Genomic DNA, 13,850 nt, shown 5'->3' with positions numbered 1-13,850 from the left:
AAATTTGATTGTCGCTAAAAAACACCAGAGCAGCATCTCCAGCCTGAGACTTCTGTCCTTTGTTACTGACTTCCCGGATTTACCGGACTCATTTCCAGATATCAGACTGCCATTCTTTTTTCTCTTTCTTCTGCTTTTTCTTTGAGCAGATTTTTAAGTTCCATCATGCTATTCACTCTATATTTATCCATCAATTGTTTTTTTACATCAAAAGTATCAACACTTTCGATACGCAGCCCATTTTCTTTTTCCTCTTTTTTTGTAATCCCCCATTTCTCAGTCAACGTGTCATAATAAATCTTCCCAATCGAAGTATCGCAAAAAATCCATTCTGCATAGTTTCGATACGAACTCTGCCAAAAATACGCATAGTTTACAACACAGGCCTTTTTATTTTGTTCCATCTTTTTCATCCTGCGGTAACTTCCGGTGCAGTCTATAAATGTTTCTTTTAGATTTTCCAGGCTGTTCTTATCTGTAAAATTTTCACCGCACTTTTTAGCCATTCTTTTTATATCAAAATATGAATTATCAATAGATTTATACTTGGATTCAATGATATCATTATTCAGCATCGAAATAATAGAATATGGTTTGCAAGAAACTATAATCCCGTCATATTTTATAAAATAATCAGACACAGCTCTTGTCATTTCCTTCTTTTCCATACCATTTCTTAATTCTTCAAGCGTTACTCCAACTTTTCTTAATGTTTCCGGTCTTCTCTTTCTTTCATCTTTACAAACGATGTTCAATTTGGCACAAGGGTCAGAGTTTGCAATGAATTTTCCGATTATATTAATAACATCGCCATTCTCAAGAACATCTTCCACATAATAGGTTTCTGCTTCGATACGCAGGATTTCTTTACCTACGCTAAATATATTCAAAAAAGTAATATTACGAGAGCCTCTAATCATATTTTCCACATTTTTTGTTTCATATTTTGCCGTTTCTGTCATAAATGCCATACCTTATTCCTCCATACCTTCTTATGCGTTTATCTCGATACCCCACCAGCTCTGCCGGATTCGTTACCAATTTGCGCAGCAAATGACAAGCGAAGCCGTAAGACTGAGTGCAGAGATTAAAATTAGTATGCCAAAAAAAGAAACCGGAGACATCTCCCCGGTCTTATATTTTTTGAAAACATTATCTTATCAGAGCGCGCCCTAACTCCAACTCATAGCGACGCTTTCCGCCGTCATATCCGCTGCTTGTATGCTTTTTGTTTTTTATATTAAATATCCCTGTCTTTATTACATCTGAAGCCATAGCGATTGGCGTATCAGTGTTAATAGATGACATATAAGTTACAAACCTCTCTTCTGCTTTTTTTGGAACAAGTCCTTTTTGCAGCACGTTTTTAATGATATCATTTGCTGTAATATTTAGATTTAAATCTGCCGTATAACATACTTCGAATCGTTTAATGATATTATCGGCAATCTCGTCTCCGGACATCTTAGTACGATGGTTAACTTCCATACTGTCAAGGATATACAGCCTGTTATCAATCTTTACTGCAAAATCGACGCGCATGCTCTTTCTCCCAGATAATGTATCCTGGAACAAAATACATACCGGGATTCCGTCGGAACGCAACCGGGCAGGTTTGCATCTAAAAGTAAAGCTTAATGCTGGTTGTCTTTTTATCTGCTCTAGGTATGCAGACTCAAACAGCATACTCCTTCCGCATTTATTATATAGACATCTAGCAATCTCTACCGCAGAAATCTGATTCTCACCATTCATAGATTTTAGCCCAACAAGCCGTGCATATACTTTTTTTCTGGCACGGACCGGTTTATAATGAATACCGATAAGCTCATCTGTCCGCCTTAATCTTCCGGCCAGTGTTTTCAATGTGTCCGGTGATGAGAAATGATTTACCGTTATAGGAGGTTCTTTTGTTTTTCCTTTGTTCATACAGTCATCAACAATATTCTTGCGGCTGTAATCGTTCAGCGTTCTGCTGTTTACTTCACGGCTTGGGATATAGCGTATTCCGTCAATCTCATAAAAGCACTCGGATTTATTGATGATATAGCACATTTTATCAGGCAATTGTTCAAAAATCGTCTCCTGTTTTCCAGTACTTACGGATGTGACCAGCATTTCCAGCCCTCCTGTTTTTATTTCCTTTGCCTGATAGATTTTTGCTTTTTTAAAATCAATCTTTGTCGATTTTATTGCAGAAGAATAGTCTTCCCATAAATCTTTCAGGCCTTCCATATTAAATGTTCTCAAATTAATTTCCCCTTTCTTATTTGTTTTTGTTTCACATTTAATATGAATGTTTTTCGTTTCATCAAAAAAGCAGCGGAGTTCATGCCGCTGCCTCATATAGTTACTCTGAATCTTCGTTCTCATCATCGTCTTCTTCGTCATCCGGAGCCAGGTTCGGAAGTCTAAGATATTCTGTATCGTATGAAAGGACTTCTAGTGTCCTTCCCCTTACGTCATACTCTTCGCCGCATACTCCACAGGTGTACTGTTCTTTAAATTTTCTTGCCTGCAGGGCACCATCTACAAATACGAGGGCACCTTTTTCAAGATTCTGGTAATCTTCGATAGATTTGTCGCCATAAGAATACACCCACGGATAGTCTGTCCTTTCGTACATTTCATTTCCGCCCTTTGGGCAATACTTACGGTTGATAGCCAGCTGGAATCTTGTATACGGCTTTCGTCCTCCCTGCAGCTCCCCGTGGATAGGAGAGTTTGTTAAATTACCAAGTACAAACACACGGTTTGCATCCTCTTCGTTTGCATGCAGATACTCGTACGCCGCCTGCTCTGTTTCAAACTTCTCCTCTACTCTTAGCGTAATTGGATATACAAAAATCTCATTACCACCGGATTTTGGCTTTCCATTTCTTACGCATGCATCAACTCTTCGGTTGACCGCATTGCAAAACGGACACTCCGCTTTTTTATCTTTTTCTCTTGTTGCTAAAAATCCTGTCATTTTTACAACATCCCATAACTGCAATGTATCCATCACATCAAGGATTTCTTTTTCCTGTGTTCTGGCACAAAAAGAAACACTGTTTAATTGATAACCGCTTGTAGCCTTGTCGTACTCTCTTCCACTCATAATCGTTGTAAGACCAACGATTCCGGCTCTTCCGTCAACTGTGTCTTTGAATTTTGGTTCCTTTCGTACCAGTGCAAGAACACTCACATAATTATGTCTTGCCATATTTTTTCCTCCTCTTTTTTTTCTATAGTTTTCTTTCTTTTAGAGAGTCTTTTTTTTCTTTTCTCTATTCTCCAATATGCAAAATAAAATAAAAAAGGTACATCGCGAAATGCTACGATGTACCTTTTTCTTATTTTTTTTGTCTATTGCAGCGCCTGTCAGTCAGTTTCGTCCTTATGCATATCATGGACCATTCCCGCATTAGTCATCGCCGACTGCATACTTACTTTCGTCCTTGGTGTTTTCATGCAGGCATCCTCAGATACCGTCTTTTTGACGCATCTTTCTTTTCGGATTTTTTCCGCTTCGGCATTTGAGAATTCCTTTTTAGGTTCCTTTGTTGCTCCCCAAAAAGCCTCGCCGGCAATCGTTGCAGGCCCGACACCTTCTGCCAGATTATTTGGGATAAAGATTTTTGTAGCCCGGCCATCGGCCACATCCTTCATCGCCTCAATAGATTTTAAACGTAAAATATTTTCATTTACGCCTGACTCCGCAAGCCTTCTAAGTCCTTCTGCTTCTGCTTCATATACAAGCCTGATAGCCTCCGCCTGGCCTTTCGCAAGAGCAATTTTTGCGTCTCTCTCAGCTTCTGCGTCAAGCAGTTTCGCCTGCTTATCACCTTCTGCCCTGGATACTACAGATTCTTTATGTGCCTGTGCTTCCAATACGGTCTGGCGTCTTTCTCTTTCAGCCCTCATCTGCTTTGTCATGACCTCTTCAATCTCTTTCGGTGGCTTGATATTTTTGACCTCCACGCGTGATACCTTAATACCCCATTCATCAGTTGCTTCATCAAGCACATCCTGCATCTGGCGGTTGATATCTGCTCTCGAAGACAGTGTCTGGTCTAATTCCATGGCGCCAATAATACTTCTGAGAGTCGTGGCTGTCAAATTCTGTAAACCAGTGATAGGTTTCTCAATCCCATATGTATACAATTTTGGGTCGAAAACACTTGCATACACGACAGAATCGATACTAATTGTGACGTTATCTTTTGTGATAACATCCTGTGGCGGAAAATCGTACACCTGTTCCTTGATGGAGATTTTCTTTACAATCTTATCAATGACTGGAACTTTCACATGCAGGCCAGCCTCCCACGTTGTGCTGTATTTTCCAAGGCGCTCAATAATGTAGCATGCCTGCTGAGGGACGATACGTATCTGGTTCGCCAGGAATACAATGATTATTACTAGAATAACTATAACAAAAAACATATTTTATCCTCCTGTGTGTTTTGTTGCCGATAACCGAAACAGGAATTTAAAGTGTTGATACAATGGCCAGTTGTCGCAAGCACGTTGTTTGTGTCCCGGGTCTCTATGTACAATATGATAAATATTTGGAAGAACAGTGTATTTGTATATGAAAAACGTATATAAAAAACATGGAGGTCATCCTAATCGGCAAGCCGATTACTCTGACCTCGAGACAAGACATGTACACTGCAAAATCGCGGAAGGTTCTATCCGCTCCGATACTGGATATCCTATAAGTTTTCTTAAAATTCATATATATCGTGATATTCAGTATCTTCGCGTTCCAGATATATAAAGATTTTGCAGTGTACATGTCTTGTCTCAGTTTTTTTCTTTCGTTAGTGCGGGCGTGATTCATATATTCTAAAAGTTTTGACATGTTGAGTGTTATTACGATGCGTGATGTCGCTTTACCGGATAAATCACACCCTTCGTTAATGGGCTGCATTCCCAGTTGCCATCTCAACGTTACACTTTGAAAAAAGTAAATTTATATTTCGTAACCTTACGTTTTGAAAGGCGGCCAAAGGCCGCCATGCAGCCCAGAGGAGGAGGGAGCTGAGCAGATTGACATAGTTTCTCCTTGCGAAAAAGCGCAGACTCTCCCTATAATGGTATGCGTCTGCGCGGAAGAAGGAGAACGCTATGCCATTCTGCTCAGATTTTATGTAGCCCGTCGGAATCGGTCGCTTCACATCATGACGGTCTTAGATAGCAGTCGCACTCATCGAAAAACTTATCGAAGAGTTTATCGGAAAGCGCAACCCTGCAGTTCAAATCAGCCGTGCTGATTTTGGCGTAGTCTAAATTATACATTTCTTCTGTACAATCTATGGCACATCCCACACGCCATGATGTTTCCATCATCCTACAGGTCCCGGCAGCCCGCAAGCTGCCTGTGCATCTGTGCTTCACTTCCTCCTGCTGCGGTTTTATTACATCAACTGTATATACAGTTTGTCTTTATTCCCGCGGATTCCGTTATCCACAAACTCCCCCGCGTCCTACTCTTAACCAGGTTTTCACCCGTGCTTTCGCATCTTACGCATACAACTACGTATTAGGCAAAGGGCTTGCAACGCACTGCACCCCCTTAGGTCATCGGATAGTCTAAGACCAAACTATTTTTTCCGCTCCCTGCTCGACTTTTGCCGCTCGGCAACACTTAACGTTGTTTTAGTAACCAGATTGGTCCTTGCTCTGCATTACTGCAGCATATGTCTCGTTCTCATCACGTTTTTTTATCATTTTTGCTGATTTTGTTTTTCCTCTCTTTATCTTTATGCAAAAAAACAATAATTAACGTCCTCTTGGTAGAGGTGACACCTCAATATTCAATTTGACCGCGTGATATTTCCACGAATCTCTTGTCTCTTTTTATTTCTTTTTTTTTCGCTTCTTTGTACAATATCAGTAAGGTCCTTCAGGACTTTTTGTAAAATTCCTGGCTGTCATCTGTATCATCAGAATCAATATGCAGAATAATTTGTGAACCGGACGGATTTTTTTATTTTTTTTAAAAACCATCGACGGGAGGAAAGCCCTCGTCCAACTTTGATACCTCCCCGGCTTTGCCGGAGTCGGTACCAGAGCACGCATGATACCTTGCCGCATCGGCTCGCTACCAAGCCTCGCAGAGGCTGACAAGCGAGCATAGCTGAGCATAGCTCGCGGTATCATGAGCCTGTATGACAGGCTACTTATTTTTTTTCGTTCTTTTCCATCCTTCCGACATGTCCATGTCATCGAACTCCTCATACATGTCGTCATCTTCATTTCCATCATCACCCATGACTGGTATGTAATTATCCTCCAATGCTTTTTCCTGTGCGATAATATAAGGGTACAATTGTGCAAACTGTTTATTATTTTTTAGCTTTGTGGTAATGCGTGATATCTTACGTTTTACTTTTGGAATATTACTGCCTGGAATCTGTTCTGCAATCTCGCGATAACTGGAGTGCTTTTTACTTGAATTCTCAGGATTTAACAACAGTTCTAAGAGATTAAGCTCTTCGTCCGTCAATACATCCTTAAGGATTGTTTTTAAGTTTTCCTCTGATTCTGATTCAATAACAGATTCTTCCGGTCCTTTAATTGATGCTGTATAGTCTGCGCCCGCATCAATTAATGCTTCGTATGAGACGCTGTCTTTTTTTGACATTAAATCAAGAGTATTCTTTACGGTCGCTTCTGACAGCCCTGTCAGGCTCATGATTGTCTCAATGTCATCTGCATTTAATCCATATTGTTTGCAGTAATTCTGCGCGCCATTGATTTTTTTCATGGCATTCGCATAATATACAGAGGTTTTTCTGAAATTTTTGCTTGCATAATCGCTTACCACATGGCGAATCCATGGCGCTATGAACGTAGTGATAGCACCTTTGTCAGGGTCGTAATTTTTTAATTCCGAAAAAATCTTAATCCACACATCTTGAACAATGTCTTCCTGGTGATATCTGTTCTGCATAAGTGTGCGATAGTTATCCCAAAGTGTTTTATAAACGTAATTTTTGATAAAATAGTATATCTGCGTAAATGCGTCCTGTACCGTTGCGTTGTCGCCCGCTTCAAGTGCCATATGGTATACTTTGACCAGTTTATTAATCTCCTGTGGGTCGTATTTTCCATTTGAACTGTAGACTACCTTCTTTTCTTCTAATAGTTGAGCATTATCGGCAGCATTCACCTTTGTCACTGACGTGTCCATCAAAAAACTCCTCCTTGTTGATTTCTGGCTTTAACATCTTTTTTATAGTTTCACGATAGCTCCTCTCCGGCACCGATTTGATGTCACTCTTATCTATCTGACATAAACTTTCTCCCATCTTTTTTAATTCTTTAGTGGTTTCTTCTAATGGTTTATATTTGGAACCCCATTCTTTCCAGATAGTTTCAAAGTCATAACTTTCGTTCCCGGCAATATATTCTGCTAGATTTTTCATTGCTGAATACATTGTTTTTCGCATATTTTTCGGCCTCCTTTTCAGGTTTTCGTGCTCTATGTTAATATGCCGAAAACAATATGAAGGATTACGTTTTTTTGCAAAAAAAAAGAGCAGAAATATAAATCTCTGCTCTTCGTGTTACTCAGAATCATTCGATTGAATTATCGTCCTCAGTGTTATCATTTTCAGCAGCATCAGAGCTGCTTGTTGAACTTTCCTGACTGTTAATTTGAACTTTTTTATAAATGCTGGTGACAACATCCTCCTCAAATAAAAGGTACTTTTTTCTTTCAATTTCATATTTCGAAAGTCCTTCTTTTTCCGATTTGTCTAGCTTTTCATACCTTTTTTCCAGGTCCGTTTTTGTCGCAACGCCATCATTCTTTATAACCGATGCGATAAAGAAAATTTTATAAAGACTATGCTTTGCCTGTTCATATGTTGCGTTTGAGTCATCTTTCTGGAGGACTTCCAGCTCTCTTTGGATAAGGCTTTCCGGAAGCTGAATGAATGTAGTCTGTTCCATCATCGTATCAATCAGTGAATTTATCGTATGTTCCCTTGCAATTTCTTTGGCCTCTCCGCTTGCATCGTTTTTTAATGCGGAACACATATCATGCACACTGTCGTATTCTGTGTTGTTCTGAATGTAATCGTCGGTAACTGGATATGGCATATTCAAAATATCAGATATCGTTATGTCTACTGATGCATCTTCGACACCATTAAAAGTTGTATCCGTTACTCTTACAGTGTCTCCTTTTTTAGCGTTATTCAATGCAGTATAGACATCGTCACTGTATATCTTCGAGTTGTCGCTATATGCCATTTTAAAATTACTTTTAACTTCTTTTACTTTGCCTTTTTGCGTTACTGTATAATCCACAATAAGGGTGATATTATCGCTACGGTCTGATTGCACTGAACCTAACCGGTCTGCAGTTTTATCGAGCTGTTCATACATAACATCTTGCACATTATCATCTGTGACCTCGATATTGTCCAAGTCTTCTGTGATGTCAATGTCTGAAAATGATTCTGGAAGCGAAACATATGATGTCATGTCAATCTCTGATAACAGTTCTGGACTTTTTACCTTTGAAACTGTTTCCTCTGTCTTTTGCGGCTCAAGCCCAGCATTCTGCCTGTTTATGTATAAACCGGCAGAGATAAAGCATGTGGCTCCAGCAAAAAAACATAAAAACACAACTATTTTTTTTACCATTTTTATTGACTCTCCTTCTCTCTGTTTAATCTTTCGTTCTGTTTTGACGCTGCTTCAGGGTCAGCCATCACGATATTACTGTTTGAAGCATTTTTTTGTATTGCAAGAAGATTACCGCAGTTTCCTGATATACTTAATTTGTCACCGTTTGTTGTTGCCCCCATCAGTACACCTTCAAATGAATCCGAGTCTGAGTTGATTTCCAACTTGCCATTTAAGGACTCGCAGCCATTGTAACAATCAGTAAAATTTATTACGGATTCTGGAATCGTTGCTCCTGTCAGCAATCCGGTGCATCCTGCATATGCTGCGCTGATTTCTTCTATACTTTTCGGAAATTTTACTGCTTCTTTAATATTGATACAGTCTTTATATGTTTCGTTCATGTAGATAACACTATCAGGTATTGTCGTTGCCTCTCTCAGGTTTGTGCACCCAGAATATAGTCCAGAGACGTTCGTCAGATTACTTGTTTTGTCAAGACTAATTGGGCTTTGGAGTGAAACGCAATCGGCATATGTGTATTTCATTGATGACACATTGACCGGGATAATGTCTGCTTCTTTTAATGCAGAGCAGCCAGAGAATGCATAATCCATAATTTTTAAATTCGAGCACTGGAAATAATCAGGAGTCTTCTCTATTGCCGTACATCCTGCGAATGTACTCTTCATCGTCTTTAACGTTTTTGGCAGATTGTCGCAGTATACCAGATTTTCATTCCCCTCAAACCAGTTGTCCATATTCTCGATTTTTAGTGAATCGTCAATATACACATGGGAATATGTACTTGATGACCACGGAAACGCTGTGAAGTTTGTAATGTCCCCCTTTCCTGTGAATTCCAAATCTCCATTTGAATAGCATGTCACTTTTGCGCTTTTCTCATTTGGATATCCGATATTTTCTTCAAGTACCGGTTCTCTTGTAATGTCAACAATTACTGTCGTCGACTGTCCTTGAGCCTCAATATTCACTTCACAAGATGCTCCGTTTTTTGCAGCAGTAGCTGTTTTTGAAGAAAAGTCATTTATCTGCACAGCCTTACCCGCCTCAGTGGTTCCAGTCACTTTAAACATGTTTTTAGATAACGACCCTCCCGGTCCTACCTTTCCAACGAATTCAGCCTGCAGTCCGGTTATCTCAGGGTCTTTGTTCATTTCTTTTGATATTTGTGTGTATCCAATCATTCCAACTGCAACAACGGCAACGGCGATGATTGCTTTTATTTTGTTGTCCATCTCCATCCTCTCCTTAGCCAATTTTGAAATCATCTAAGTCGTCATCTTCAAAAGATTCACTTTCGATTTCCTGATTTCTTTCTTTTTTGATAATGTGCGAAGTTAAAACCGGAGCACTTGACCCGCGGACGACTTTTTGTCGGTCGGGGATTTCCTGTTCTCCATTAATAATCCGCGCTTCCCTCTTGTGGCCAGTTCTTAGACTCGGTGCCTCCTGCTTTTTATCAGTATTAACGTTATCTAAAAGTTCCTGTGTGCTGTTATACTCTTCGTCTTCTTCCTCATCTTCTTCATACTCATCCTCTTCATTCGTCGGCAATTTGTCAGCAAAACTTGATTCGTTATCGAACTCAGGGCGTGAATTTAAGCCTTCATGAAAAGCAGAAACCGCAGGGCCTGGCTCACAGACGATATCATTGGCCGAGTCCCCTTCGCTCTTTGTTGATTTATTGTGACTCTCTCTTGCTTTTTCTCGTTCCGGTTTTTCTTTAGCATCTTCATGAGCGTTATTTCTATTTCCAATGTTTATATTTAACGCCTTTTTTATCGCGTTATTATGCATCTTCATGATGCTTGTATCACTGTCAACATTGATACCCTCCAATGCAGTCTCATAATCACCCTGGTCTTCTTTAAGGAAGTTAAGGGCATTGATAATCAGGTTGTACATATACTGATTTCCAGTATAAATATCAGCCAGCTGTTCAAGCGTGTCCTCAATGTTTCCAGTGTTTTCAAAACATTCCTGGAAATTTTCTGCATAATCGTCTGCAAGCAGTTTCTTGTTTCCTGATGCTTCACTCTCTTCCTGTGAGCCCATTTTTGCCAATTTAACAAACAGAGCGAAACCAATCACGACGCAAGAAACACCGGCTCCGATTAAAATAATCACTGTATTGTCCATTTTTCTACTCCTCCTTTATGCGTGCCCATCAGTAATGAGTAAATTACCGATGGGCTGTACTATTATTTTTTGAAATTTTCAGACAATGATGCTACAATGTCGTCGACATCTTCAGCAGCGGCATTTTTCTTGAAATATGACCTTGCTGCAATCCTGTCATCCTTTGTACTGTAAAATTTGACATCATTGTACTTTGTGTTAAGTTTCCTCAGAATCTGGTCTTTTAGCGCTGCGCTTCTTGATACTTCAACGTAGTTCGTCTCTCCGATACGGATTCTAACTTCAAGAGCCCCGTCATTGTATACAACAAATTCTGCATTTGGGGCATGGAATTTTTTGATTTCAGCATCGGAATACTGCTCATAATAAGAAATCAGGTCCTCCGGCGTCAGGATATGCCCGATTTCGTCCAGCTGCTTCTGGATACTTTCCGCGCGTTCTTCTACTTTTTTAACTTCATCTGCTACCTGGCTTTTGACCATGTCTTCAATATTGCTTTCAATCTTTTTGATTTCACGGTCCTTCTTTCCAATGGAATCAGAGAGTTCTTTGATTTTTGATTCTTTTGTGACAATTTTTTCTGTTAATTTTTTCTCCAAGGCAATCTTCTGTCCTACCAGCTGCTGTACTTTCTGCTTCATTCTGAACACTTCTTCTTCCGCTTCGTTATCAGTTTTTCCCAGGGCATTCTGTCTATCCTGCAATGCAGCCAGCTGCTTTGCGAGCTGCTGCAGATTCAGTATATTTTTTGTATCCCTTTCCTCATATTCTTTGATTTTATTCTGCATCTCCTCTTCATGCTCTTTTACTTTCGCCTCTTCTGATTTGATTTTCTCCTGAAGTGCAGCCCTTTCTTCTTCCAATACAGCAACCTGTTTTTGTAGTTCTGCCTCTTTTTTCTGCATCTCTTTTTCTTTCTGTTCCATTTCATTTTCACGCTCAGCGACAGCCTTCTCTCGCTCAGATACCATTGCTGTCTGTTCTGACAAAATCTGCTGTACATCTGACGCAAAGTCCGCGGAATCTTTCTTTTTTAGCGTTCTTTCATATTCCTTCATGCATGCAACTAGAGCCGTTCTACATAAATCCAGGCGCTCTTTTGTTTCATCCGGTGCGTATTTGTCTGGGCTTGAATACGTTCTTACTTTGAATACTTCATTGTCTGCGTCATAAGCAGCCATCAATTCCGGATAATTTGCATTGATGTAGGAAACATATATCGTGCCGGCATCATTATCTGCCGGAGTAGATACGGAAACCAGAATCTCCGCATCCAGAGGTAAAAAAATACAGTCTGTTGTAATTTTTTCTTTTTCGTCGGTGAGGATAACTTCATTTCCATTTAATGTCCCACCAATTTCAGCTGCTAAATCACGGAAAATTTTTTCCGCAAATTTGCGATGTTCTTCCTCATAGTCCTCTGTATCCTGCATCGTAGTTGATACCGCATGGTATGCATTATCCACGTGTACAAGATTTACGTTTTCTTCCGGGTTATAGTCTTCCTCTTTGGCCTCAACATCTTTTTCAAGAAAGTTTACGCAGTCGTTCTCAAATGTCACCACTGCGTCCTGCATCGCATCGATGATTTCTTCTGTTGTTTTTACTGCTTCTTCTACTGTCTGGTATGAAAAGAACTTTGAAAACGCAAATACCTGGCCGCTTACATATACATTGCATCCGGAATATTTTTCCATCATCTCCTGCTGAAACTCTTCTACGGATTCTTCGGAAATAGGATACTTATATTCCTGCGTACCTTTGATTTTTACTGTATTTGGGGCGCACTCAATCGCAACGCTTATACCTTTAATGCCTGTCTTTAATTCTGCATTAATCGTAATCTTGCTGTCCCCCTCTTCAATATTTGATGTGCCGGGAATATATGATTTGATTTCCTCTGCCATCCCAATTAAATAATTTTCTGCCATTATTTCTTTCTCCTTTCAAACTATCTAAATCAAAATTAATTTTCTCTAAGATAATATGCCAAATAATTTCAAGAATCGTTGCTTTTTTGCGCATTTTTTTTGCCGACAAAAAAAGCCCTCATCTGTGAATAAATGAAGGGCTTTTTCTATCTATTTTTGCTGGCTTCCTGTCGGCTGAGCGCTTTCTGTTTGATACCTCGCCGTATCGGCTCGGCACCAGATTAAAATTGATAACTCTCCGTTCGGCCCGGTACCAGATTAAAATTAATTTTTCTTTTTCTTCTTATAAATCAGCACTCCTGCGGCAGCACCAAGGCAAACAACAATCAGCACTCCGATTGCGATGATATTGTTCTCATCTCCTGTTTCTACAACATTATTCTGCACTTCTACGTTTCCTACTGCTGTATCAGCGGCTGCCTGTTCAGGCTGTGAATTACCTTCTGCTTCTGTCGTTTCAGGCTGTGCTGTATCGTCTTCCGGTTTTGCCTCTGGGGTAGCGGTTGGCTTCGGCGTTGCAGTCGGTTTTGGAGTTGCCGTTGGGGTTGGCGTTGCAACTTCGTTGACGGTACAGGTATAACCTTCTACTGTCTTCATGTCTCCATCTGCACCAAGAACCGTATAAGAGATGTCGTAAGTTCCAGCCTCTTCATTGTCTACCTCATCGGTATTTAATGTTACGGAACTTACATAATCATCGAATGTACATCCGGATTCTGTAGGCAGTTCATCCCCTTTGTCAATCTCGATATCCTGCATACCCTCCACATGTGATGCCAACTCAGGTTTTACGGTGCATTTTACAGTTGCAGTCCTGTCTGTGCCATGGCTGTCTTTAAAAGTGTATTTAACATCATATTCACCCGGCTCGCTTGTATGTACACCACTGATATCAGGTGTTATAGAATCAATATTGATATTTGATTCGGTACCTTTGAACTCTTCCTCTACGGATGGGAGGTCTTCTTTTTCGTATACCGTGATAGCCGGCAGGCTGGATATCGTTTTTGTCATATCCTGCTCATATTTTTTTTCTGCTACTTTTTTCTGGTATACAGTATAGCCCCCAGCGCCTCCAGCGGCTAAAACTGCAACAAGCACTACAGCAATTAATCCTTTTTTCATTAC

Annotated in this window: 11 protein-coding genes; all 11 read right to left on the bottom strand. The window is 40.0% G+C overall.

The genetic code is table 11. The features are described 5' to 3' along the window. Positions 1-101: 101 nt before the first annotated feature. The 11 genes from AB5026_RS09510 to AB5026_RS09460 all read right to left on the bottom strand — a co-directional run bounded on the left by AB5026_RS09510 (position 102) and on the right by AB5026_RS09460 (position 13,847). Entirely contained in the window at positions 102-971 is an 870-nt protein-coding gene (locus AB5026_RS09510; protein ID WP_368213204.1) for a hypothetical protein, read from the bottom strand. A 181-nt stretch (positions 972-1,152) separates the two neighbouring features. Then, the gene (locus tag AB5026_RS09505) at positions 1,153-2,250 is read right to left on the bottom strand and encodes a hypothetical protein (RefSeq protein WP_195656726.1); all 1,098 of its coding nucleotides are present in this window, start codon (positions 2,248-2,250) and stop codon (positions 1,153-1,155) included. 100 nt (positions 2,251-2,350) lie between these two features. Continuing rightward, on the bottom strand, positions 2,351-3,205 hold the full coding sequence (locus tag AB5026_RS09500; RefSeq protein WP_110102564.1) for a single-stranded DNA-binding protein: 855 nt from the start codon (positions 3,203-3,205) through the stop codon (positions 2,351-2,353). A gap of 158 nt (positions 3,206-3,363) precedes the next feature. Beyond that, on the bottom strand, positions 3,364-4,428 hold the full coding sequence (locus AB5026_RS09495; protein ID WP_368213203.1) for an SPFH domain-containing protein: 1,065 nt from the start codon (positions 4,426-4,428) through the stop codon (positions 3,364-3,366). 1,738 nt (positions 4,429-6,166) lie between these two features. Next, positions 6,167-7,183: a sigma-70 family RNA polymerase sigma factor gene (locus AB5026_RS09490; RefSeq protein WP_368213202.1), complete on the bottom strand. Its 1,017-nt coding sequence runs from the start codon at positions 7,181-7,183 to the stop codon at positions 6,167-6,169. Continuing rightward, the gene (locus AB5026_RS09485) at positions 7,146-7,442 is read right to left on the bottom strand and encodes a hypothetical protein (protein WP_368213201.1); all 297 of its coding nucleotides are present in this window, start codon (positions 7,440-7,442) and stop codon (positions 7,146-7,148) included. The genes AB5026_RS09490 and AB5026_RS09485 overlap by 38 nt, the downstream gene beginning before the upstream one ends. Before the next feature lie 127 nt (positions 7,443-7,569). Then, entirely contained in the window at positions 7,570-8,646 is a 1,077-nt protein-coding gene (locus tag AB5026_RS09480; RefSeq protein ID WP_368213199.1) for a hypothetical protein, read from the bottom strand. Positions 8,647-8,648: 2 nt separating this feature from the next. Then, positions 8,649-9,887 (bottom strand): leucine-rich repeat protein, encoded by a 1,239-nt coding sequence (locus AB5026_RS09475; protein WP_368213197.1) that lies wholly within the window; start codon positions 9,885-9,887, stop codon positions 8,649-8,651. A 13-nt stretch (positions 9,888-9,900) separates the two neighbouring features. Next, on the bottom strand, positions 9,901-10,791 hold the full coding sequence (locus tag AB5026_RS09470; RefSeq protein WP_368213195.1) for a hypothetical protein: 891 nt from the start codon (positions 10,789-10,791) through the stop codon (positions 9,901-9,903). A gap of 62 nt (positions 10,792-10,853) precedes the next feature. Then, positions 10,854-12,722: a hypothetical protein gene (locus tag AB5026_RS09465; RefSeq protein WP_368213194.1), complete on the bottom strand. Its 1,869-nt coding sequence runs from the start codon at positions 12,720-12,722 to the stop codon at positions 10,854-10,856. A 264-nt stretch (positions 12,723-12,986) separates the two neighbouring features. Next, complete coding sequence (locus tag AB5026_RS09460) at positions 12,987-13,847, bottom strand: LPXTG cell wall anchor domain-containing protein (protein ID WP_368213193.1); 861 nt, start codon at positions 13,845-13,847, stop codon at positions 12,987-12,989. Positions 13,848-13,850: the final 3 nt, after the last annotated feature.

This window comes from Blautia sp. RTP21359st1_E11_RTP21359_211015 (assembly GCF_040910705.1).
GTDB classification, from domain to species: domain Bacteria; phylum Bacillota; class Clostridia; order Lachnospirales; family Lachnospiraceae; genus Blautia_A; species Blautia_A fusiformis.
The sequence above is the reverse complement of the archived record's forward strand: the minus strand, read 5'-3'. Positions and strand labels throughout refer to the sequence as shown.

Excerpts from the sequence above, each read along its gene's own strand:
- AB5026_RS09510 (WP_368213204.1), bottom strand. The coding sequence starts at position 971 with ATGGCATTTATGACAGAAACGGCAAAATATGAAACAAAAAATGTGGAA.
- AB5026_RS09500 (WP_110102564.1), bottom strand. The coding sequence starts at position 3,205 with ATGGCAAGACATAATTATGTGAGTGTTCTTGCACTGGTACGAAAGGAA.
- AB5026_RS09495 (WP_368213203.1), bottom strand. The coding sequence starts at position 4,428 with ATGTTTTTTGTTATAGTTATTCTAGTAATAATCATTGTATTCCTGGCG.
- AB5026_RS09490 (WP_368213202.1), bottom strand. The coding sequence starts at position 7,183 with ATGGACACGTCAGTGACAAAGGTGAATGCTGCCGATAATGCTCAACTA.
- AB5026_RS09485 (WP_368213201.1), bottom strand. The coding sequence starts at position 7,442 with ATGCGAAAAACAATGTATTCAGCAATGAAAAATCTAGCAGAATATATT.
- AB5026_RS09480 (WP_368213199.1), bottom strand. The coding sequence starts at position 8,646 with ATGGTAAAAAAAATAGTTGTGTTTTTATGTTTTTTTGCTGGAGCCACA.
- AB5026_RS09475 (WP_368213197.1), bottom strand. The coding sequence starts at position 9,887 with ATGGACAACAAAATAAAAGCAATCATCGCCGTTGCCGTTGTTGCAGTT.
- AB5026_RS09470 (WP_368213195.1), bottom strand. The coding sequence starts at position 10,791 with ATGGACAATACAGTGATTATTTTAATCGGAGCCGGTGTTTCTTGCGTC.
- AB5026_RS09465 (WP_368213194.1), bottom strand. The coding sequence starts at position 12,722 with ATGGCAGAAAATTATTTAATTGGGATGGCAGAGGAAATCAAATCATAT.
- AB5026_RS09460 (WP_368213193.1), bottom strand. The coding sequence starts at position 13,847 with ATGAAAAAAGGATTAATTGCTGTAGTGCTTGTTGCAGTTTTAGCCGCT.